The following is a 22,411-nucleotide window of genomic DNA, read 5'->3' as shown; positions in this document are numbered from 1 at the left end:
AGGTGTTAATATGTCTGACAAAAATAAGATATCTATCTTTGTGTATGTATCTATACTTATAAATTTAATAGTTCTTGCCTTATTCATTACATTTGTATTTGGTTTGAAAAAAGATGCTTTTGATGTTGATACAAAAAAACTTGATAGAAATGCTTTGATATGTCAGAATAGTATAGTAAATCTAGTTAAAGATTATGATGAAAGACTTAATAAAATAGTTGATAGCTATCCTTTTATTAATCTTTTACAGCAGGTTATATTAAATGGAATAGATACTGCAGAAAGAGATAGAATTATATCAATATTTAGAAGCGGAAATTATCCATTTGATACTGTTGCTCTGTATTTGGCGGATGGTAAATCGGTATTTTCTTCTCCTGTTAAAACTAAGCCTGTAGATTTAGAAAGTTATAAAAACTCCAAAGCTATTGCTTTTTTTGATAAAGATTATGATGGAGTATATTTTGTTAAACCTATAAAAAATGACAGAGGAATAGAAGTAGGATATATAGTAGCAAGTGTATTTAAAAAAATATTTGAAAATACTTCATATAATTTAAACTTTGTTGTACTTTCTAACGGTGTTCTTTATTATAACCCTTCTATAGATATTAACAGCATATCAATAGACAGTTTAACTCAGTATATGAATAGAGATATAGGAAGCACTGGAAGTATTGAAGCTGATAATAATACATTCGCTTTTTATTCTGGTAAAGTTAAAGATATAGATAATTTTAGTATAGGTATATTAGAGCTTAATGTGCCTATAGTACAAAAATATTTAAAATATATAATATTAGGACTTTTATCTCTGTCTTTTATTTTCTTACTTACAACATCTCTTATAGAAAGATTAAGACCAGCTAACAATAACATAGTGAATGAGCCTGAGGAAGATTTAGAAGAAAATATATATGATGAAAGTGAGCCTCCTGTAAACAATTATGATAATTCTAATATTGTAAATGATGAAGAATTCAATATTGACGATTATAATAATGATTTAGAAGGATTAGATGATGCAAGTATAAAGTACTTAAATAAAGCTGACAGGATCACAAAAAACAGCAAAATTGATTTACCGAATATAGATGACATTGAAGATATAAAGGTTGAAGATGAAGACTCTGATGATGATAATATAATAAAATTAGATGATGTACTAGAAGATGGAGGAGAAACTCTTCAAAATAATAATGAGGAAGATGAAAATATAAAATTAGAAGATTTATCATCTTTGGATAAAGTATTAGAGAATGATGATGATAATGATGAAAGTATAAAATTAGAAAATTTAGATGATGTACTTGATGAAGATAATGATGATTTAGAAGATGTACCTAATTTAGACGATGTGCTTAATGAAGACAATGATGATTTAGACGATATACCTAATTTAGACGATGTGCTTGATGAAGACAATGATGATTCAGAAGATGTACCTAATTTAGACGATGTACTCGATGAAGACAATGATGATTCAGAAGATATACCTAATTTAGACGATGTGCTCGATGAAGATAATGATAATAAAGAAGAAGAAAAAGATAATAATATGCCGGAAATGAAAGAATATTCTGATGAGGAGCTTTTAGATTCTGACAATATATTAGATGATGACGAAGATAGCAATATAAATGACACTGTAGAAGATTTAGATGATATACCTAATTTAGACGATGTACTTGATGAAGACAATGATAATAAGGAAACTGAAGAAGAAAACAAAGATAGTAATATGCCGGAAATGAAAGAGTATTCTGATGAAGAACTTTTAGATTCTGACAATATATTAGATGATGACGAAGACAACAATATAAATGACACTGTAGAAGATTTAGATGATATACCTAATTTAGACGATGTACTTGATGAAGACAATGATAATAAAGAAGATGAAGAAGAAAACAAAGATGATAATATGCCGGAAATGAAAGAATATTCTGATGAAGAACTTTTAGATTCTGACAATATATTAGATGATGACGAAGACAGCAATATAAATGATACTGTAGAAGATTTAGATGATATACCTAATTTAGACGATGTACTCAATGAAGACAATGATAATAAAGAAAATGATAATAAAGAAGATGAAGAAGAAATCAAAGATAATAATATGCCGGAAATGAAAGAATATTCTGATGAAGAACTTTTAGATTCTGACAATATATTAGATGATGACGAAGACAACAATATAAATGACACTGTAGAAGATTTAGACGATATACCTAATTTAGACGATGTACTCGATGAAGATAATGATAATAAAGAAGATGATGAAGAAAATAAAGATAATAATATGCCGGAAATGAAAGAATATTCTGATGAGGAGCTTTTAGATTCTGACAATATATTAGATGATGACGAAGACAGCAATATAAATGATACTGTAGAAGATTTAGACGATATACCTAATTTAGACGATGTACTCGATGAAGATAATGATAATAAAGAAAATGATAATAAAGAAGATGAAGAAGAAAGCAAAGATAATAATATGCCGGAAATGAAAGAGTATTCTGATGAAGAACTTTTAGATTCTGACAATATATTAGATGATGACGAAGACAACAATATAAATGACACTGTAGAAGATTTAGATGATATACCTAATTTAGACGATGTACTTGATGAAGACAATGATAATAAAGAAGATGAAGAAGAAAACAAAGATAGTAATATGCCGGAAATGAAAGAGTATTCTGATGAGGAGCTTTTAGATTCTGACAATATATTAGATGATGACGAAGACAGCAACATAAATGACACTGTAGAAGATTTAGACGATATACCTGATTTAAATGATGAAATTGAAAATAATGAAGAAGAAGATAATAAAGAAGAACTGGAAGAAACTATTGATAATAATAATGCAGATAATGATATTATAAAAGGAATTGATGATATTATAGATGATAATAATGAGGGGGATATTTTGATAAGTCATGGTTCTATTTTAGAAGATGAGATAGCTAAAAAAGAAGAAGAATATTTTTCTTCAAGCGATGCTTTTAATTTTTCTCTTAATAGAGATTTTCTATTAGGTGATTATGAAGATGAAGATAATTATAACAATGAAGAAAGTTCAAATATATCGCCTAATTTTAACGAAGAATATGATGACGGAGAAGTAATTAAACCTGCAAGCGAAAAAGATACTTTTGATACGGAAGATTTAATAGATAAAGATTTATATGATCCTGAAGAAGTACCTAAAGTTCCAAATGATTTTTACAGAGAAGCTGAAGAAAAAGTAAAAGAAAACATGACTTCTAATTGGAAAAAAGTTTTAAAAGCTCTTAGAGGTAAAAAATTTATTAATAAAAATATGAGCGAAATGTTGGAATGGGTAAAAGAGCAGTCAGGATTAGATATCATACATGCTGCTATGCTTAGCAGACAAGATAATGGGAATTATGATATAGTAGAATCTCAAAATATATCCGATAATACAAAAAGTAAATTAAGTATTAGTAAGAATGAACCTTTATTTAAAAAGATTCTATCCCATAAAAAAACATTATATGTATCTGATCCATTTGCTTCAGACTCTATAAAAAGTAAATTTGATACTGAAGACAGAAAGGATATTTCCCATATGATATTTGTACCGATAGAAAATGATGAAGGAGGATTAAAATCATTTTTTATAGGACTTTCATCTAATTAGTAAAATAAAAGAGGTTATAAAAAACAGATGGAATATATTATAGTAGTATCAGCATTTATAGTTATAGGAATCATTGTCAGTTTGGTATTCGGTAAAATACTTAAAATAAAAGTATTCGGCGGTTGGGCTATGATGTTTCTTATAGCAACCGTTGGTGCTTTGCTTGGATCTTACTATCTGCCTAGAATAAGTAATATACAATATATAAAAATAAATTTATCATCTGCCATATTGGGATCTTTTATATTGGTGATTCTTTTATACATATTTACTCCTAAATCTTTGAAATAAAGGACAATATAATAAATGTTTATAAAAGAAGTTAAAGAAATAGTAAAACCAAGTATAAAAGATGAAGAAGCAATAATCAATATAAGAAAAGCAGCCGAAATAGCACAGAATTCTATTGACCTAGCATTTAAACTTTGTATGTCAGGAGTAAGGGCTTCTAAAGTAGACAAAGAAGTAGAAAAATACATAAAGTCAAAAAATGCCTACCCTGCTAACCTTGAAGTTCCTAATTACGGATTTGCAACAAGTATATCAAGCGGAAATGAAATAGCACATGGCAGACCTACGAATAATAAAATACTTGTTCATGGAGAGCCTGTATGTGTGGATGTTGGAGTTAAATATAACGGTTATTATGCTGACTGTGCAAGAACAATAGTTATAGAAGGCGGTATGGGCTCTGTTAATCATAGGGCTTATAAACTTATAGATGCATGCAAAAAATCTTTAGAATACGCTATTTATAAATTAAAACCCAATGTACTTTTAAGCGAATACGGAAAAACAGTTGAAAATAAAGTTCATGAATACGGATTTAATGTTATAAAATCGCTTACAGGGCATGGAGTAGGATATGAATATCATGAAGCTCCTTACATATTTAATTTTTACCACCATAATAATGATGTAATATTAGAACCTAACATGGTGCTTGCATTAGAGCTTATGATAACAAATGGTACTGATAAATACGAAAAAGAAAAAGACGGCTGGACTTTATCTACTCCCGATTATTCTTTGGCTGTTCATTTTGAGCATACTGTTTTAATCACTCAAACAGGCGTGGAAATACTCGGAATAAAATACTAATAAAATCATCATTTTCATCTGAATAGTATTTTTTTATTTTTTCACAAGCAGCACTTTCTATAAAGTCTTTTGTATTATTATCAAACAATACTTGCGGCTCTTATTCTGATAGTCTATATATAGTATATAGTAAAAAATAATAAATAAAATTATTCTTCAAGCCACATAGGTTTTCTTTCAAATCCCACATGATAAGTCAGCCATTGAAGAACCACTTGATGCTCTCCTAAATTAAATAAATAAAAATTTCTTTCTATACCTATAATTTTTCCTCTTGGTATTTCATTTAAACATTTATTCAAAAGCTCATTTGCTTTTTGATAATTTTCTTCTTTATATGGAATATTTGGATCATTCTGACCTACTATTATTCTCTTAACATATCTTATATTAGTTAAATCAAAAATTTTATTTTCTGCCATGATAAACTCCAAAATAAAAAATAATTAGCATTTTACTAACTATCTATAACTAATATCATATTTTCGCAATTATTTAGAATTTTATTATTAATTTTTATACCATTTTCAGATGAGAAATAAAGTTCATAAGAATCCTTTGAAACATTATCATTAATAGAAAATACATTTTCAGATATTTTATATGCTGTAATAATAAAACTAATATCAACATTGTAATTTGTATAAGAAAGAAAATTATATACTTCTTTAGTATTAAATTTATCCTGTAAAAGAGGTATCAAAGCAGAATATTCTTTTAAAAGCTCTGCCTCATAAACCTCTTTCATCAGAATAGATTTTTCATCTAAAAGTTTCTTTATATCATTAAAACTAACAATCATTATTTATTATAAGAAACTTATTTTCCCTCTATTTTAACTTCTTCACCATCGCTGCTTACAGGCATTATATTAGCATTAATAATATCTAATACTCTAGCAAGTCCTTCAGGCATACCTTGATCAACAGCATGAACTTCTACATGGTATTTAGCTGAAGTATCTGTTTTTCTAGTATTTTCTTTATGAGAACTTACAGAACCTGTTATTGTAGCTTTAATAGAAAATAATCCTAAGTTTAAGTCTCCTTCACCTGTTCCTGATGCACTTGTATCATCATTACTTTTTTCTTCTTCAGAACTTTTTACTTCCATATCAAAAGTAATATCAACTGAATCTACAAATAGAGATGGTACTTTAACTATACTAATAAAAGGAACCTTTAATTTCATATCTATAGGCTTATCTTTATATTTTTTATCTGTATTATCATACACCCTTTCTAACCTTTGGTATTCAAACTCAACCATTCTTAATGTCTTCTTAACATTATTACCATCTTTAGTTTCTTCAAAAGCTACAGTTTCTATAAAGTTTTTTGTAGTATTAGCCAAACTTAATTCTGCATCACATACTGACTGTAAAGGTCCTCCTATAAGAGATGCCATTGGAAGACCTGTAAATTGATTTGCAATTGTATTATCAGCCATAATTTCCTCCTTAAAAAAATTAATTTTTTATTATTACTAATATTTAATTATATTGCGATAATATCATTCATTTGTTTTAATATCTTTTTCTTTTGATTTTATTTCTATAAATCCCTGATTTAAATTTGTCATTTCATTTATAAGTTTGGACATTCCCTCACTAATTTCTGTTTTTCTAATTGAAATATGAACATTTATGGTTGTTCCTTTATCTTTATCTATACCAGCACCTGTAACATCAACATACATATCTGAAGAAGTTTCAAAGTTAGGAAGATTATCAATTACATCATCTTCAGATATATTATTAAGGTTAGCCTTATTGGTCTTTTTAGGTTCTATAAGCTCAATAATTCCCATATCAAAAGAAGCAGTAACAAAATCTATATTAAGCTGAGATATTGGAATTAAGTTTATATAAGGAACACAATAATATTTATTGCCATATTTATTATTCTCATCAGGAAAACCTATTTTTAACATTATTGGAAATAATCCTGATGACAATCCATCATCTTTTTTATTAGAATTAGACTTTTTATAATCTTTCTTTTTTGAAAAATATTTTGATAGATTACTTAACTGTGTTTCTTCTAATTGAGCCTCTGCTTCAGCAACTGATTTAGCAATAGCAACAACTACTTCCTTAAATCTGGCCATAACATTACTCTCCTAATGTATTTTCTTTACAATATTAATAATAATATTATTATTAAATTATTTAAAGGAATTATAGTATACCTTTGTAACCTTAACTAAATAATTTTATAATCATCATATATTTTTTATTAATTATAATACATTTAGTACTAAATAAATTATATAAAAAACTAATATTATCTATAACTTTTAATTACTAATAGACTTATTTAAAAAGTACCTGACAAGATTGATTATTAAAATTATTTAATTTTAAAATTGATAAGATAATATTTTATATGCAGTACAAATTGTTATTTTAGTATATGGATATGCCGTATTTCAAACTGCATACAGAGCATAGGCAAAAAAGTTTGGGAAAGCAGGACTATGAATACACACTTATAAAATAAAAAAATTACAAATTAAAACAGTATAATTATTTATTAATTTAGTTTTGAAACAAGTCTATTATTGGAAATAATCTGATATAAATCAATCATCTTTTTTATTGGAACTGCTTTTCTTAGTATCTTTTATTATATCTTTTTTGGAATATTTTATCTGCTTTTCTTCTAGCTTGGCTTCTACTTCAGCAACTGATTTTACAATAGCTGTAATAACTTCATTAAAATCTTTAGCCATAGTTTTAATCTCCTAATATATTTTCTTTATAATATATAATAATAATATTAAATTATTTTAATTGATATAGTATATATTTATCACTGCGATTAAATAATTTTATAATATCATATATTTGTTATTAATTATAATACATTTAACACTAAATAAATTTATTAAAAACTAATATTATCTAACTTTTAAATTAATAATATAATATAGAAAGTTTATAAAAAATAATATATACTAATATAAAATTATTATAAAAAAATTAATTTCAGGAATATATTTATGGGAAGCGTGTTCGGAAATAATATTAAATTAAGTTTATTTGGAGAATCACATGGTGAAGCTATAGGCTGCGTTATAGACGGTTTTCCTTACGGTATTAATATAGATAATGATTTTATAGAAAGAGAAATGGATAGAAGAAGAGCAAAAAATGCAAAGCTCACAACCGCCAGAACAGAATCTGACAAACCAGAAATATTATCAGGCATTTTAGAAAATAAAAGCACAGGTATGCCCATTGCTGCAATAATTAAAAATGAAAACAAAAGAAGCGGTGATTATTCCAATTTAAAAACTCTGCCTAGACCTTCACATAGCGATTATACTGCAATGCTTAGATATGAAGGATTTAATGATATAAGAGGAGGAGGACATTTTTCCGGAAGATTAACCGCCCCTTTAGTATTTGCAGGTGCTTTGGCTAAATTAGCTTTAAAAGAAAAATTTAATATAGAAATAGCGGCCCATATTAAACAAATATACAATATAAAAGATAAATATCCTAATGATACATTCCCATCTTATGAAGAGTTTGTAAATAATTATAATAAAGAATTAAGTGTATTTGATAATGAAGCTATGTATAAAATGATAAAAACTATTGAAGAAGCAAAAATGAATATGGATTCGGTTGGAGGAATTATAACTGCTGCTGTATTTAATATGCCCGCTGGTTTCGGAGATCCTTTTTATTCATCTATAGAAAGCAGAATAGCTCAGTCTGTATTTGCTGTACCTGCTGTGAAGGGCATTGATTTCGGACTTGGATTTGATTTTGTAAATTACAAAGCTAGCGAATGTAATGATACTTATACTATAAAAGATGATAATAATACAAAAAAAATAGAAACAAAAACTAATAATAACGGTGGAATATTAGGCGGTATTTCTAATGGAATGCCTATAATAGTTAATACTGTAATAAAGCCTACCCCTTCAATATCCAAAAAACAATTAACTTTGAATATAGAAACCAAAGAGGAAGAAGCTCTTGTTATTAAGGGGCGTCATGATCCTTGCATAGCTGTAAGGGCTGTACCTGTTATAGAATCTGCTATTGCTGTTTCAATACTTGATTTATGCCTAGATATGAAAGGAAAATTGTTTTAATATTACAATAATAGCATTTTTTTACAGTATGAAAAATTTGTAATTAATTAAAAATTGTATATACTATATAAAATAAAACATTATAGGATATTAAGTGAAAAAAATATTTACAGATATACCTCATCCGATAAAAGAAATAGCGAGAATATTATATGTTGAAGGCTTTCAATGTTTTTTAGTAGGCGGTGCAGTTAGAGATTCTATAATGGGCATCACTCCGCATGAATATGATATCACCACAGATGCCAGACCTGAGGATGTGCAAAGAATATTTAAATATACAATTCCAACAGGCATAAAGCATGGAACTATACTAGTAATTATAGAAGATATGCATGTGGAAATAACAACCTTTAGAAGTGATGGAAATTACAGCGACGGAAGACACCCTGATAATGTTGTATATGCTTCTAGTATAGAAGAAGATTTGCCTAGAAGAGATTTAACAATAAATGCTATGGCATACAATATTTTAGACGGAAGTTTAATAGATATGTTTGACGGCATGAAAGATATAAAGAGAAAAATAGTGAAATCTGTAGGCAATCCTTATGAAAGATTCAGAGAAGACGGACTTAGAATAATGCGGGCAATAAGATTTGCTACAAAATTAGATTTTGATATAGAAAAAGAAACATTTGATGCTATAACGCACTCTACAGGAATGCTTGCTTCAATTGCTGCAGAAAGAATAAGAGAAGAATTTAACGGCATACTATTATCCAAAAATCCTTTCAGAGGTTTAGAATTACTTAGAAAAACAGGTGTATTATCTTTAATACTGCCTGAACTTATGCAGGGGTTTGGAGTAAATCAGAATAAATTCCATAAATATGATGTTTATTATCATATTCTTCATACAGTGCAATCAGTAGAACCTTTAGAAACTGAAGAATTAACATTATTAGTAAGGCTTGCAGCACTATTTCATGATATAGCTAAACCTATGGTTCAGAAAAAAGTATCTAAACAAGATGATCCTGTTTATTATAATCATGAGGTTGTAGGGGCTAATGTTGCCAAAAAAATAATGAAAAGATTAAAATATTCTAATGCGGAAATAGATTTTGTTACATTATTGGTAAGACAGCATATGTTTTATTATCAAGATGAATGGACTGACGGTGCGGTTAGACGATTTATGCGTGCTATTGGCGTTGAAAATATAAAACCTCTTTTAAAATTAAGAGAAGCTGACAGACTAGGAAGCGGAAACAGAAAAGACAAAGAAAGCAAAGCTATACCTAAATTATTGGCTAGAATAGACAAAATAATTGAAGAAGAAAATGCTATTACAGTAAAAGATCTAAAAATAGACGGAAATGATCTAATCAATGAATTTAATTTAAATCCAGGACCTTTAATAGGAAAAATACTCAATTATTTATTGGATTTAATATTAGATGAACCAGAATTGAATAATAAAGAATTCCTTATGGAAAAAACAAAAAACTTTTTAGAGAGTAATAATATAAAAGATGAGGTTTAAAAATGTATTTGCTTTCAGATATAGGAAACACTAGAGTTAAGCTAGGAATTTTTGAAGAAAAAAATTGCAAACCTTTATACTATAAAGCAATAGAACATAGCAATGCTTTAGATTTGGTAAATGCATTAAATGAAATAAAAAATAATCATACAGATATAAAGAAAGTATTTTACAGCAGTGTTTCGCTAAAAGTAAATGATTTATTTGAAGGCAGCATAGAAGATTGTTTTAATATGAAACCTTATAGAGTTACTCATAATGATATTGTATTAAAAGATAATTATTATGAACCTAGAGATTCTGTTGGTATAGATAGAATATTATCTACTTACGCATCTATATGTCTTGAAAACAATAATGAAGAAAGATTCGCTTCAATAGTTATAGATATGGGTACAGCTACTACAATCAGCATTATGATTTCAGATTTTACATTTTTGGGCGGTATGATAATATCAGGTACAAAAACAAGTTATCAGGCATTATCAAATGTTACTTCTTTACCCTATTATGAAATAGGACCTATAGAATCAATTCCTAATCCTATAAACAATAATGTAAAAGATGCTATTATGTCAGGTGCTATATACAATACAATAGGTACTGTCAATTATGCTGTATCAGAAACTAAAAAATATATAAAATCCAAATATAATATTAAATGCAAAATATTTTTGACAGGCGGAATATCAAATTTAAAATTATTGAAATGCAAAGTTTATCCATTTTTAGTTTTACAGGGTATTTATTTTAATATGATATATAAAAAATAATTTTAGCATCATAAAATTACAAAAATATATTATACTTATTTCAAAAATAATTGAAAATATTAATTATAAAAATTATAAAAATAATGTTATATAATTGATTATTTTTCATATATTAAGTCCTTTGCAGCCGATCTGCTTAATAGAAATATAGTACAGCATGACTATATGCTTTGAAAGGCTAGTACACATAATCATAAATAAAATTAGTTTTGAGACAATTCCAATAATATTATAATGAATAATTATATATAATCAAATCACAATATTAAAACAAAAAAGTTAATTATGAAACAATTATAATAATTGTACAGTATTTTATTTATTATGATAAGAATTCTTTATTTATTGTACTAAAAATATACTTTTAATACTGGTATAATTTGACAAATGAAAAAAAACTGATATACTTAAAATTATATATAAGAAAAGAATGGAGGAATTTCAATGACTACAGGTAAAGTAACTATACAAAACGATACAGGACTTCATGCTAGACCTGGTAATGAGTTCGTAACATTTATAAAATCATTAGCAGGATGTAAAATAGAAGTAGAAAATGAAGCTGGTAAAAGAGTTAATGCCTCATCTCTTTTAAAAGTTTTGTCCTTAGGTGTAAAAAAAGGCTCTGTACTCACAGTTTATTGTGATGGCGAAAATGAAGCAGAAAATCTTAAAAAAATAGAAGAATTTATAGCTAATTTAAAAGACTAATTAATTTTTTATTTATGGAATTATAATATGGAAAAAAGAATTACTGGAATAGGGGTTTCCCCTGGTATAGCTATAGGTAAAGTTTATCTCTTTTTTAAAAAAGATATAGTAATTTCTAAATGCCCATGTAAAGATGTAGATGCTGAAAAGGCTAAATTATTAGAAGCTAGGAATAAAACCAAAGAACAGCTTATAAAAATAAGAGAAACTACAGCTAAAAAAGTTTCAGAAGAAAAAGCTGCAATATTTGATGCTCATATTACTTTGCTTGAAGATGAAGATTTGCTTGAAGAAGTTAATAACATTATAACTGATGATAAAGTTTGTGCTGAATACGCTTTATCTCAAGGCGTAGAAGTTTACACTAAAATGTTAAGCGAAGTTGAAGATGAATACTTGAGAGAGAGAGCTGGAGATTTAGTTGATATTTCTGACAGATGGATAAGAAATATTCAAGGCGAAGATATACTTGATGTTTCCAATCTGCCTAAAGATTCCATAGTAATTGCAAGAGATTTAACTCCTTCTGATACTGCTAATTTAGATTTGGATAATACTCTTGCATTCGTTACAGAAATAGGCGGAAGAACTTCACATACATCTATTATGGCAAGATCTTTAGAACTTCCTGCTGTTGTAGGTGTAGGCGATAGCTTAAAAGATGTAGAAAATGAGCAGATTATAATAGTTAATGGAAATACAGGTTCTGTTATAGTAAACCCTACTAAAGAATCTATAGATGAATGCCTAAAACTTAAAGAAGAATTCGATAAGAAAAGAGCTTTATTAAAAGAGTATGCTCATAAAGATGCTATATCCAAAGACGGAACAAAAATCAGAGTATATGCTAATATAGGTTCTCCTGCTGATTTAGGCGGAGTTTTGAAAAATGGAGCTGATGGTATAGGGCTTTATAGAACAGAGTTTCTTTTTATGGAAAATACTGACTTCCCTACAGAAGAAGAACAGTTTAAGGCTTATAAAGAAGTAGCTGTTGCTATGAGCGGTCATACTGTTACCATAAGAACTATGGATATAGGAGGAGATAAATATCTTCCTTATTTAGAGATGCCTAAAGAAGAAAATCCGGCACTTGGATGGAGAGCTTTAAGAATATGTTTGGATAAAACTTCTATCATAAGAACACAATTCAGAGCTTTACTTAGAGCTTCTGCTTTTGGTAAGATAAAAGTTATGCTTCCTATGATAGTGTCTATAGAAGAACTTCGTAAGGCTAAAGCTATATTTAATGAATGCAAATTAGAACTTATGAAAGAAAATATTGCATTTAATGAGGCTTTGGAATTGGGTATGATGATAGAAACCCCTTCAGTTGTATTTAGAGCTGAAGCATTTGCAAGGGAATCTGATTTCTTTTCAATAGGTACTAATGATTTAACACAATATACTTTAGCTTCAGACAGAGGAAATGAAAAAATAGCTGCTATTTGCGATCCTTATAACCCATCTGTACTTATAGCTATAAAAATGGCTATAGAAGGGGCACATGCAAGTGGAATTATTATTTCTATGTGCGGAGAATTAGCAGGAGATTTACTTGCTGTACCTTTGCTTTTCGGACTTGGTCTTGATGTATTCTCAATGTCTGCTATATCAATACCTGAAGTTAAAAAAATGATTATATCTTTAGATAAGCCTGAATGTCAAATGCTTGCTAAAAGAGTACTTTCACTTGATACTGCTGAAGAAGTTAAAGCTGAACTATTAAGATTCATAGAAGTACATGAAAAAGGCGGCACTATAAGTTATTAAAAATATCTAGTATGAATAATAAGGGGTCAAGAGATTGACTCCTTTTTATTTTTAAACTTATTTAAGAATAAAATCTTGCATATATACCGCATGGAAGAACAATCTTAGAATTTTCTGTAGGAAGCCCTATTTCACCGCTTTCAAAAATTCCATTATGTTTTATAGAAGTCAATAAAATATTTTTTAATGATATATGAGAAAAACTTGCCGTATAACAATTTATTAAAAAAAGAATAGGATTATCAGATAAAAGTTTTACGCATTCTTCTACTAATCTTTTTAAACTAGTTTCTATCTGCCATAATTCCCCACTAGGACCTCTACCGTATACGGGAGGATCCATTATTATAACATCATATTTTCTTTCTCGTCTTATTTCTCTTAAAACAAATTTAATAACATCTTCAATAATGAATCTTACTTTTTTATTTTGCAAATTGTTTATTTCTATATTTTTTTGAGCATGCCCTACTATTTTTTTTGAAGCATCAACATGTACAACTTCATTACAATCAGCATAAGCACAAGCAACAGTTGCACCGCCTGTGTATGCAAATAGATTTAATGCTTTTATTTCTTTATTTTTATGAGTAGAAGATTTTTTTTCTTTTATCTTGTCAATAATAAACTGCCAATTAACAGCTTGTTCCGGAAAAATACCTATATGCTTGAAATTAGTAAATTCTATTTTGAATGATAAATCTTGATATCTGATGATAAAATTATCTTTAGGTTTATTTATATACTGCCAATAACCTCCGCCCTTATCCGAACGATGATATATAGCATCTAAATTATCCCATTTACTTAACTGTTTAGACCAAATAACTTGAGAATCCGGACGAGATACTAAAAATCCGCCTATATTCTCAAGTTTTTCGCCTTCACCGCAATCTATAATTTTATAGTCTTTCCATTTATCAGCTAAGAGCATTTTATTTTTTACACTTTATCTCTGATTATAATAAGTAACATCATTTCTTACTACAACAATATCAACTCTTCTATTTAAAGCTCTTCCATCTGGTAAATCATTAGATGCCACAGGTCTAGTATCAGCATATCCTGCAATTGAATATTTATTTCTATCTAACTTTCCCGCCTGATCATTTTCAAATATCTTTTCTAAAATAACCATAGCCCTTGCAGAAGAAAGTCCCCAGTTATTACCAAATTTCTGTTCCGTAATACTTCCCGGAATGATAGAACCAGAATCTGTATGACCTTCTATTCTTACATCATTAGGTAAACCGCTAAGTACAGAGGCTAATTTTATAAATGTTTCAACATTATTCTGATTATCAACTAAATTAGTAGAAGCAGATTCAAAATACTGATCTGCCCCAAGGCTTATAATAAAACCTCTTTCATCTTCCTCTATTCTCACCTTCCTGCTTTTAATTTCTGATTCTAAAACAGAAGTTGCCTTATCAATACTTCTTCCAACAGAATATCCCCTGTCTGTAGAAGGCAGATTATCAACTGTAGCACCGCCGTAAATAAGTCTGCTTTGCGATAAAGTAGTACCGCCCGGCATAACCCCAAATGATCCTTGGAATGCTGTAGCGATAAGCTGTATAGAAGAATCACTAACAGAGGTAGACATTGTAGACAATAATAATACAAAGAATGTTAATACTAAAGTTACAAAGTCTCCGTAAGTCTGAAGCCATAAGGGAGCTGAAGGACCCGGTACCTGAGCCTTATCACCTACTTTCTTAGCTTTTTTACCAAATTTAATAGTAGCCATTATTTACCTCTGAATTATTATTATCTGTCTCCAACTTGTTCATTAACTTTCTGACGCTGAGAAGGAGGCAAGAAAGATATAAGTTTATCTTTTACTATTCTAGGGTTATCACCTGCCTGTATAGATAATATACCTTCAACCATAATACTTTGAACTGTAGCCTCAGATGAGTGTCTGGCTGCAAGCCTACCAGCTATAGGCAAAGCAAAACCGTTAGCTATAACAGATCCGTAATATGTAGTAATAAGTGCTACCGCCATACCAGAACCTATTGCTTCAACACCGCCGCCGCCGCCTAAGCTTCTAAGCATGATTACAAGTCCGATTAATGTACCAATCATACCCCAAGCAGGATATAATGAAGCAGCATCCTCAAATACTTTTCTTACTGTATCGTGCCTTGCTTCTACGTTATCTATCTCTGTATTCAAAATATTTTTTACTAATTCGGGATCTGTTCCGTCTACTACAAGCTGCATTCCTTTCTTTAATAAAGGATCTGAAATCTCCTGTATATCATCTTCCAATACTAATAAACCCTCTCTTCTGGCTTTTTCTGAAAAGCTTAAAAGAGTGATAATTATTTGTGCTTCATCATAGTCTGGTTTCTTTAAAAGTACTTTAATAGCTTTAGGAACACCCAATACTGTACCCATATCGTTAGCAACTAAAAGCGAAGTTGTTCCTCCTAGTCCTGTTACTACTGCAGATGCTATATCTATCATGTGCCCGACATTACCGCCCCCTGAAATAATACCAAATAAATTGATACCTATAACCAAAAAAACACCCAAAGGTACTATTATATCCATATTTTGACCTCTAACTAAAATTTATTTTCTTTATTTAAGTTAATTTCTTATTCTTCATTACCATAGAATGAAGGTTTTTTTACACTCTCTTCGCAAACTATTCTGCTTCTGTATTCTACTATTCTATTAAGTACTGTTTCAAAGCTATCTTTAGTTACTACCTTCCTTCCGGATAACATAGTTATTACCAAATCAGGAGTCTCCTCCATAAATTCTATTTGATGCGGATTAACATACAATATACTTCCGTCAAATCTTGTTATATGTATCATATATCAGAAACTCCTAACTCTATTATACTATAAAATTATAAAAAGTCTATTTTTAGTAATATTATTTATATTAAATAATACCTATCTATTATCTTTTAAGAGCTATAACTTCCTGAAGCATTTGATCTGCTGTAGTGATAGTTCTGGCATTAGATTGGAAACCTCTTTGAGTTACTATCATATCAGTGAATTGTTCACTCAAATCAACATTTGACATCTCCAAAGCTCCTGCTTTTAAAGAACCTCTTCCTTCTGCAGCTGCTGTACCAATATTGGCTGCTCCTGAGTTATTGCTTGCTACAAACAAAGTATCGCCTGCTTTTTCCAAACCGCCTGCATTATTGAATTTAGCCAAAGCAACCTGTCCTAAAGTTTTTCTGTTACCATTAGTGAATACACCTGTTATCTGACCGCTGTCATCAAAGCTGAAACCTTCTAGCATACCCATAGTGTATCCATCTTGTTCTATAGCTTTAGTTGTTGAAGGTGATTCAAATTGTGTAATACCATTAAATAAACCAACTTCTCCCATAGTAAGGTTAATAGTTTGATTTACTTCCCCTTCTGTTCCTTGATAAGTGAAAGATACATTAGGCATTAATACTCCTTCTGTTTGAGTATTAGTACCGTCACTTACAGAAATTAATGAACCAGCGTCATTAAATACTAATTGGAAAGTATTATTTCCGCCGCCTTCTACTGGGTCGCCTGCTGATACGCTTACACTTCCTTCAGTTGCATCTGGTATATCTATAGTCATATCCCATCTGTTAACATCTGTTCTAGTGAAAGTTGCTCTTAATTGACGAGGTATTCCTGTAGAGTCATATATAGTTAAATCTGACTGATGTGTTTCCCCGCTTTTTTGTAAGTTACAGAAATATTTTGTATTTGCTGTAGCTCTTGCTGGATCTTTTGAACCTACAGGTATAATCAAATCTTCTACACCTGCTGAAGTATTTAATTCCATTTCACCTGTTTCAGGATTAAGTACTGCATTCCAACCTTGTACTTTATAACCTATAGAAGGATTAACTAAATAACCATCTCTATCTAAAGAGAAAGCTCCGTTTCTTGTATAGTAAGAATTGTTTCCTCTTTTTTCAATAAAGAAACCTTCTCCCTGAATAGCTAAATCAGTGTTTACACCTGTAACTTGTAAAGCACCTTGTGTATGTATAGTGTCTATAGTTGCAACCATCATACCTAAGCCTACTTGTTGAGGATTGATACCGCCTCTATCTTCCTGCGGCTTAGCTGCTCCGCTTAAAGATTGGCTTATCATATCCTTAAAGGTAACTCTTCCTCTTTTAAATCCATAAGTATTAACATTTGCAATGTTATTTCCTACTACATCCATTCGAGTTTGATGATTTTGTAAACCAGACACGCCGGCAAATAATGAACGCATCATAAGGCGTATTCCTCCAAAATTTTAATATTTCTTATGAAATATTTTCGGTATAATTAAAATTTGTTTAATACTTTTTTATTTCTAACTATAATAATAATTGAAATAAACATAAAAATATGTTATAATTAATCTATACTTGATTAAATTAATTATATGTATTTCATTGAATGCAATTAAAGTATGAATTGTTCTCTATTAGTAGTTTTATATAAACAATTAATATGAAATAGGGGGAATAAAATGAATTCACATAACTTGAAGTATTATACTTTAGAAAAAATTGAAGAAATACTCAATGATAATGAATTCTATGATAATGATGACTCTGAAAGTGATGAAAAAGAATTCATATATAATAAAGAATATTCTAATATTATAGATATATTAAATGAATATTTAAAAGATGATGATAAAAACATCAAAAAATTATTCCTATTAGCAAAAGCATACTATCTAAACTTTGACTACAAAAACAGCAAGGAAATATTAAAAAAAATAATTGAATTAGACAGCAAAAATGACAGAGCATTATATTGGCTTGCATGTGTATACTATTCTTCTAATGTTATTAATGATGCTTTAAAAAATATAAAAAATGCAATAGAAATAAACAATCAAGACTCTGAATATTGGTTTTTGATAGGAGAAATATACGATAATATAGGAAATTACCAAGATGCTGCTATCGCATACAAAAAAGCTTATGATATAAACAATACATCAGAAGTTAATAATAATAAGCAATATTATGCCTTTAATTTGGCAAAAGAATATTTAAAAACTAAAAACTTTGAAGAGGCCGTAAAATATTTTAAAAAATCTTTAGAAAACTTTAAAGATGATGATAATAATGAAATTATTCATTATTTGGCATTATCTTATGATAAAAATAAACAATACGATGAAGCTATAGATACATATTGCAAACTATTAAAAATGGATTATTATAGTGAATTAGAGGACTTTTATTCTACTGCGATAGATTCCCTTGCAAAAATATATATAAAAATCGGAAATGATAAAGAAGCTGAAAACTTATACAAAAACTATATAAAAATTAATCCTTCTATATGGAGCAGAATAACAAAATTTTATGATAATGATATTAATCAATATAAAGAAATAATCAAAGCATATAATGATATGATAAAAGAAAATCCTGAAAATAATCAATATTATTATTATTTATCTGAATTGTATAAAGAAATTAAAGAATATAATAAGGCTATAGAACTATATAATAAAGCTATAGAAACAAATCCTAATGATTTTAGTTATTATATTTCAATAGCAGCATTATATGAATACATTAAGGAATATAATAAAGCTATAGAAATGTTAAAAAAGTCCATAGAAAATGATTCTGATAATATTGAAGCATATATTGCATTAGGAGATTTATATGAGAAATTGGGAAATATAGAAGAAAGAAATGCAGCATATAGAAAAGCCATAGAAATATATAATAAAGAAAATGATGCTTACAGTTTTGAGGATATTGGAAATTTATATGAAAAATTAGGAGATATAGAAAAAAGAAATGCCGCATATAAAAAAGCCATAGAAATATATAATGAAACCCAAGATATATATCATTTGGAAAAACAGGCGGATTTATATATAAAACTTAATGATAAAAATAATGCTATTAACTCATATAAAAAATTATTAGAAATAGATCCTTATAATAATAAAGCTTTAGAAAAAATAGAAGAATTACAGTAGTCAAACTTATACGATAATTGAAATCTAATAAATTGATTAAAACATTCTAAATAAAAATTGTAAAAAATAATTAATATAAAAAGCACTTGGGCGGGTGTGCTTTAACAATTTCAACTTTAAATATAAATAAATTAAAAACATACAAATTAATTTAAAAAATCTAAAGGGCGGGGTATGTAATAAAGTTTTAAAACCTATTTTCAATCCCCACCCTATAGGTTTTTTAATTTACTCTGGATTTTTTGTTTTTTATTTTTTTATTGTTTAATTAGAATTTAAAGCACCCGCCCTAGTTTTTTTCAAATTAGATGAGTTTTATAGCACGCGGTAAATATATTTAAATTTATAATAAATACTGCAATTATAGATTAAATTTAATGTTTAGAATGAATTTAACGCGTGCCGCAAAAATACAAATGATAAAAATAAAACAATAAAAACTATATAATTTAGATTATAAATTCTATTCTTTTGCAACGATTTTTAAATAATTCAAAAATGCCTCGTCTTCACATATAGTCTTACCTTCATCATCAGACAGTTTAGCTACAGGCTTACCATTAACACTTTGAAGTTTCATAACTATATTTAAAGGTTTAGCCACAGGTTCAAAATCATTTGTAATATAAGTGCCTATTCCAAATGTAACATTAGTTTCATCTTTGAATTCTTTGTATATATTATATGCCTTATCAAAATTAAGACTGTCGCTGAAAAGCAATGTTTTAGTTTTAGGATTTACTCTGAGATTTTTATAATGATTTATAACCTTATATCCCCACTCAAAAGGATCCCCAGAATCATGTCTTATTCCGTCATAAAGTTTTGCAAAATATAAATCAAAATCTTTTAAAAATTTATCAGTACCTAAAGTATCCGATAAAGCTATTCCTAAATCTCCTCTATATTCATTAACCCAAGACTGCAGCATAAACTTCTGACTTTCTGCAAGCCTTACCTTATCCAATGCCTGCCCAATTTGATAATATTCATGAGCATTAGTACCAACAGCAAGCAAATCATAAGTCTTAGCAAAATACACATTACTTGTACCTACTAAACATTCAGCAGGAAGTTTCTCTTTTAATATATTAACAACTTTTCTCTGCCAATCAAAAGAAAATCTCCTTCTAGTACCAAACTCTGAAAATCTAAATCCGTTATCTGATTTATGTATAGGCAGTAATTTTTCATCTATTTTTTTTATTAAATTAATTTCGGCCTGTTCATAAGCTCTTTTACCATTATCATCTTTACAAACAGTATAAGCATAATAAATTTCACTAATCATAGCAAGAACCGGTATTTCCCAAAGAATAGTTTGATACCAAGGTCCTTCTATTTCTACAGTTAATTTATTATCATCAAATAATGCCTTTATATGTTCTCCTAAAGGTCTGTATAGCTTAAGAAATTCTATATAATCTTTTTTTATAAATCTTAAAGATGCTAAATATTCTAATTCATCTTTTCTAAAGCTTAAATCACAAAAATATTTTATCTGTTTTAAAAGCTCCTTATGCATATCTTCAGTCCACTCTAAAATATTTCTGCTCCTAAAAACATAACGAACCCAAACATCTGAAAATTGTCTTAAGGCACATTGCTGCATAGTAAATTTATATAAATCAGTATCTAACAAACTATTTATTATAGGTTTCATTATTTTTATCCTTATTTATTCTTATTAATTTTGTCAAAAGTCTTGGATATTTTATAAAGCCTATAAATCCCCGAGACAAAACCCACAAATATGCCTATTATTGTAAATAAAGGCTTACTGTTAAAATGTTTATCAGCATAATATCCAACAAAAGTCAAACCTAATACCATACTGCCAAACTCAACACCAAGTGCTGCATATTTTATTCCATTTTGTAATTTTTTATTTTCAGTTATATTCATTCATATTCCACTGTTGTAAATATTAATGGATTAACATATTCGCTAGCTATTCTCAATTCATATTCAAAAACACCTGTTTTGGCATTTCCCAATATTTCCCCCTTCTTTACATCCATTCTTTCTGATACTAAAGAGGTAGCAAGTCCGCTGTATCTGGTAATAATACCAAATCTATGATAAATTGTAATAGTAAATCCTGTATCTTTATTGTAAGATATATCATTAACTGTACCTGAAGCAGTAGCCCTAATCAGAGTTCCAGCAATAGTTTCAAAACCTATTCCCTTTGATATAATAGAGCCTTCCTGATAAGGTCTGGATATAACTGCATATCTTGAATCTATTGGAAGTATAGACGGTATAGGCTCTAATGCATTATTTTTTGAAGTTATATTAGCCTTTAACTCATCTAAATATGATTTCAATTTTTCTAACTCTTCGGCTCTTGAATTCATAAGTAAAATATTATCTGCATAATTTGCTGCCAAATTTATATTATTTGTATCAACATTCATGAGAGAAGCAATATTAGACATATCATTTCTGTAATAGTCATTAGTAACAACAGAGCTGAATATATTTTCAAGCGAATTTATCTCAGATAATTTATCCTTATAACTTCCGCTTAACACTTCAGTCTTACTTGCCAAAACTGTATTTTTTGTAAGAAAAGAAAAAGTACTAAGAAGAGATAAAGAAATTATCAATACTATTATTATAATAGAATATACAGGAAGCGATAAGGTTTTAGTTTTCTTCTTAGAATGAGGTATAAACATAAAATAAATTCTATGCGTGAGAAACCTGCCGATTTTATTAAAAAATAAATGAAATGGGCTAGTCTTTTTATTGATATATTTTTTATTATTTTTCTTTTTTTTATGTTTTATATACATA

Annotated in this window: 22 protein-coding genes; 9 read left to right on the top strand and 13 right to left on the bottom strand. The window is 28.4% G+C overall.

Translation table 11 applies throughout. The features are described from left to right. Positions 1-10 precede the first annotated feature (10 nt). From BHAMNSH16_RS09575 to map, 3 genes are read left to right on the top strand one after another with little or no spacing between them, the layout of a single operon-like run. Complete coding sequence (locus BHAMNSH16_RS09575; RefSeq protein WP_241033598.1) at positions 11-3,676, top strand: midas domain-containing protein; 3,666 nt, start codon at positions 11-13, stop codon at positions 3,674-3,676. A gap of 27 nt (positions 3,677-3,703) precedes the next feature. Beyond that, positions 3,704-3,967 (top strand): hypothetical protein, encoded by a 264-nt coding sequence (locus BHAMNSH16_RS09570; RefSeq protein WP_008728359.1) that lies wholly within the window; start codon positions 3,704-3,706, stop codon positions 3,965-3,967. 15 nt (positions 3,968-3,982) lie between these two features. Then, complete coding sequence (map, locus tag BHAMNSH16_RS09565; RefSeq protein ID WP_008728356.1) at positions 3,983-4,777, top strand: type I methionyl aminopeptidase; 795 nt, start codon at positions 3,983-3,985, stop codon at positions 4,775-4,777. Between the two features lie 149 nt (positions 4,778-4,926). On the opposite strand, the gene BHAMNSH16_RS09560 is transcribed toward map, so the two are convergent. From BHAMNSH16_RS09560 to BHAMNSH16_RS14310, 5 genes are all read right to left on the bottom strand, one after another. Beyond that, positions 4,927-5,199 (bottom strand): hypothetical protein, encoded by a 273-nt coding sequence (locus BHAMNSH16_RS09560; protein ID WP_008728354.1) that lies wholly within the window; start codon positions 5,197-5,199, stop codon positions 4,927-4,929. A gap of 35 nt (positions 5,200-5,234) precedes the next feature. Beyond that, positions 5,235-5,579 (bottom strand): hypothetical protein, encoded by a 345-nt coding sequence (locus BHAMNSH16_RS09555; RefSeq protein ID WP_008728351.1) that lies wholly within the window; start codon positions 5,577-5,579, stop codon positions 5,235-5,237. Positions 5,580-5,596: 17 nt separating this feature from the next. Next, positions 5,597-6,226, bottom strand: a complete 630-nt coding sequence (locus BHAMNSH16_RS09550) for a DUF2589 domain-containing protein (protein WP_008728349.1) — start codon at positions 6,224-6,226, stop codon at positions 5,597-5,599. A 63-nt stretch (positions 6,227-6,289) separates the two neighbouring features. After that, positions 6,290-6,886, bottom strand: coding sequence for a DUF2589 domain-containing protein (locus tag BHAMNSH16_RS09545; RefSeq protein WP_069731962.1), 597 nt, complete (start codon positions 6,884-6,886; stop codon positions 6,290-6,292). 474 nt (positions 6,887-7,360) lie between these two features. Next, complete coding sequence (locus BHAMNSH16_RS14310; protein WP_164071381.1) at positions 7,361-7,510, bottom strand: hypothetical protein; 150 nt, start codon at positions 7,508-7,510, stop codon at positions 7,361-7,363. A 270-nt stretch (positions 7,511-7,780) separates the two neighbouring features. Here BHAMNSH16_RS14310 and aroC point away from each other — a divergent pair, with 270 nt between their 5' ends. From aroC to ptsP, 5 genes are all read left to right on the top strand, one after another. Then, positions 7,781-8,890, top strand: coding sequence for a chorismate synthase (gene aroC, locus BHAMNSH16_RS09540; RefSeq protein WP_008730632.1), 1,110 nt, complete (start codon positions 7,781-7,783; stop codon positions 8,888-8,890). A 94-nt stretch (positions 8,891-8,984) separates the two neighbouring features. After that, positions 8,985-10,379: a CCA tRNA nucleotidyltransferase gene (locus BHAMNSH16_RS09535; RefSeq protein WP_008730633.1), complete on the top strand. Its 1,395-nt coding sequence runs from the start codon at positions 8,985-8,987 to the stop codon at positions 10,377-10,379. A gap of 2 nt (positions 10,380-10,381) precedes the next feature. Beyond that, positions 10,382-11,152, top strand: coding sequence for a type III pantothenate kinase (locus BHAMNSH16_RS09530; RefSeq protein WP_008730634.1), 771 nt, complete (start codon positions 10,382-10,384; stop codon positions 11,150-11,152). A gap of 444 nt (positions 11,153-11,596) precedes the next feature. Further along, positions 11,597-11,863 (top strand): HPr family phosphocarrier protein, encoded by a 267-nt coding sequence (locus BHAMNSH16_RS09525; RefSeq protein ID WP_008730635.1) that lies wholly within the window; start codon positions 11,597-11,599, stop codon positions 11,861-11,863. A gap of 27 nt (positions 11,864-11,890) precedes the next feature. Further along, positions 11,891-13,636: a phosphoenolpyruvate--protein phosphotransferase gene (gene ptsP / locus BHAMNSH16_RS09520; protein ID WP_008730636.1), complete on the top strand. Its 1,746-nt coding sequence runs from the start codon at positions 11,891-11,893 to the stop codon at positions 13,634-13,636. Positions 13,637-13,697: 61 nt separating this feature from the next. Here ptsP and BHAMNSH16_RS09515 read toward each other — a convergent pair whose 3' ends face one another. The 5 genes from BHAMNSH16_RS09515 to flgE all read right to left on the bottom strand — a co-directional run bounded on the left by BHAMNSH16_RS09515 (position 13,698) and on the right by flgE (position 17,884). Further along, positions 13,698-14,570 carry a class I SAM-dependent methyltransferase gene (locus BHAMNSH16_RS09515; RefSeq protein WP_008730638.1) on the bottom strand — a complete coding sequence of 291 codons (873 nt, stop codon included), beginning with the start codon at positions 14,568-14,570 and terminating at the stop codon, positions 13,698-13,700. A gap of 15 nt (positions 14,571-14,585) precedes the next feature. After that, positions 14,586-15,386, bottom strand: a complete 801-nt coding sequence (locus BHAMNSH16_RS09510; RefSeq protein WP_008730641.1) for a flagellar motor protein MotB — start codon at positions 15,384-15,386, stop codon at positions 14,586-14,588. A gap of 20 nt (positions 15,387-15,406) precedes the next feature. After that, positions 15,407-16,198 carry a motility protein A gene (locus BHAMNSH16_RS09505; RefSeq protein ID WP_008730643.1) on the bottom strand — a complete coding sequence of 264 codons (792 nt, stop codon included), beginning with the start codon at positions 16,196-16,198 and terminating at the stop codon, positions 15,407-15,409. 47 nt (positions 16,199-16,245) lie between these two features. Beyond that, positions 16,246-16,470, bottom strand: coding sequence for a flagellar FlbD family protein (locus BHAMNSH16_RS09500; protein WP_008730646.1), 225 nt, complete (start codon positions 16,468-16,470; stop codon positions 16,246-16,248). Positions 16,471-16,558: 88 nt separating this feature from the next. Further along, a complete protein-coding gene (gene flgE, locus BHAMNSH16_RS09495; RefSeq protein WP_008722355.1) occupies positions 16,559-17,884 on the bottom strand; it encodes a flagellar hook protein FlgE in 1,326 nt (441 codons plus the stop codon). Between the two features lie 240 nt (positions 17,885-18,124). Between flgE and BHAMNSH16_RS09490 the strand changes: the two genes are divergently transcribed. Further along, positions 18,125-19,609 carry a tetratricopeptide repeat protein gene (locus tag BHAMNSH16_RS09490; RefSeq protein ID WP_069731961.1) on the top strand — a complete coding sequence of 495 codons (1,485 nt, stop codon included), beginning with the start codon at positions 18,125-18,127 and terminating at the stop codon, positions 19,607-19,609. 463 nt (positions 19,610-20,072) lie between these two features. Here the strand turns inward: BHAMNSH16_RS09490 and pncB are convergent, their stop codons facing one another. From pncB to BHAMNSH16_RS09475, 3 genes are read right to left on the bottom strand one after another with little or no spacing between them, the layout of a single operon-like run. After that, positions 20,073-21,272 (bottom strand): nicotinate phosphoribosyltransferase, encoded by a 1,200-nt coding sequence (gene pncB / locus BHAMNSH16_RS09485; protein WP_008726676.1) that lies wholly within the window; start codon positions 21,270-21,272, stop codon positions 20,073-20,075. Between the two features lie 11 nt (positions 21,273-21,283). Continuing rightward, positions 21,284-21,514 (bottom strand): AtpZ/AtpI family protein, encoded by a 231-nt coding sequence (locus BHAMNSH16_RS09480; RefSeq protein WP_008726678.1) that lies wholly within the window; start codon positions 21,512-21,514, stop codon positions 21,284-21,286. Then, positions 21,511-22,410 (bottom strand): M23 family metallopeptidase, encoded by a 900-nt coding sequence (locus BHAMNSH16_RS09475; protein WP_069731960.1) that lies wholly within the window; start codon positions 22,408-22,410, stop codon positions 21,511-21,513. Before BHAMNSH16_RS09475 ends, BHAMNSH16_RS09480 begins: the two co-directional genes overlap by 4 nt. Between the last annotated feature and the right edge of the window lies 1 nt (position 22,411).

This window comes from Brachyspira hampsonii (genome assembly GCF_002214805.1).
Taxonomy (GTDB): domain Bacteria; phylum Spirochaetota; class Brachyspiria; order Brachyspirales; family Brachyspiraceae; genus Brachyspira; species Brachyspira hampsonii.
This window is presented reverse-complemented; position numbering and strand designations above follow the sequence as displayed.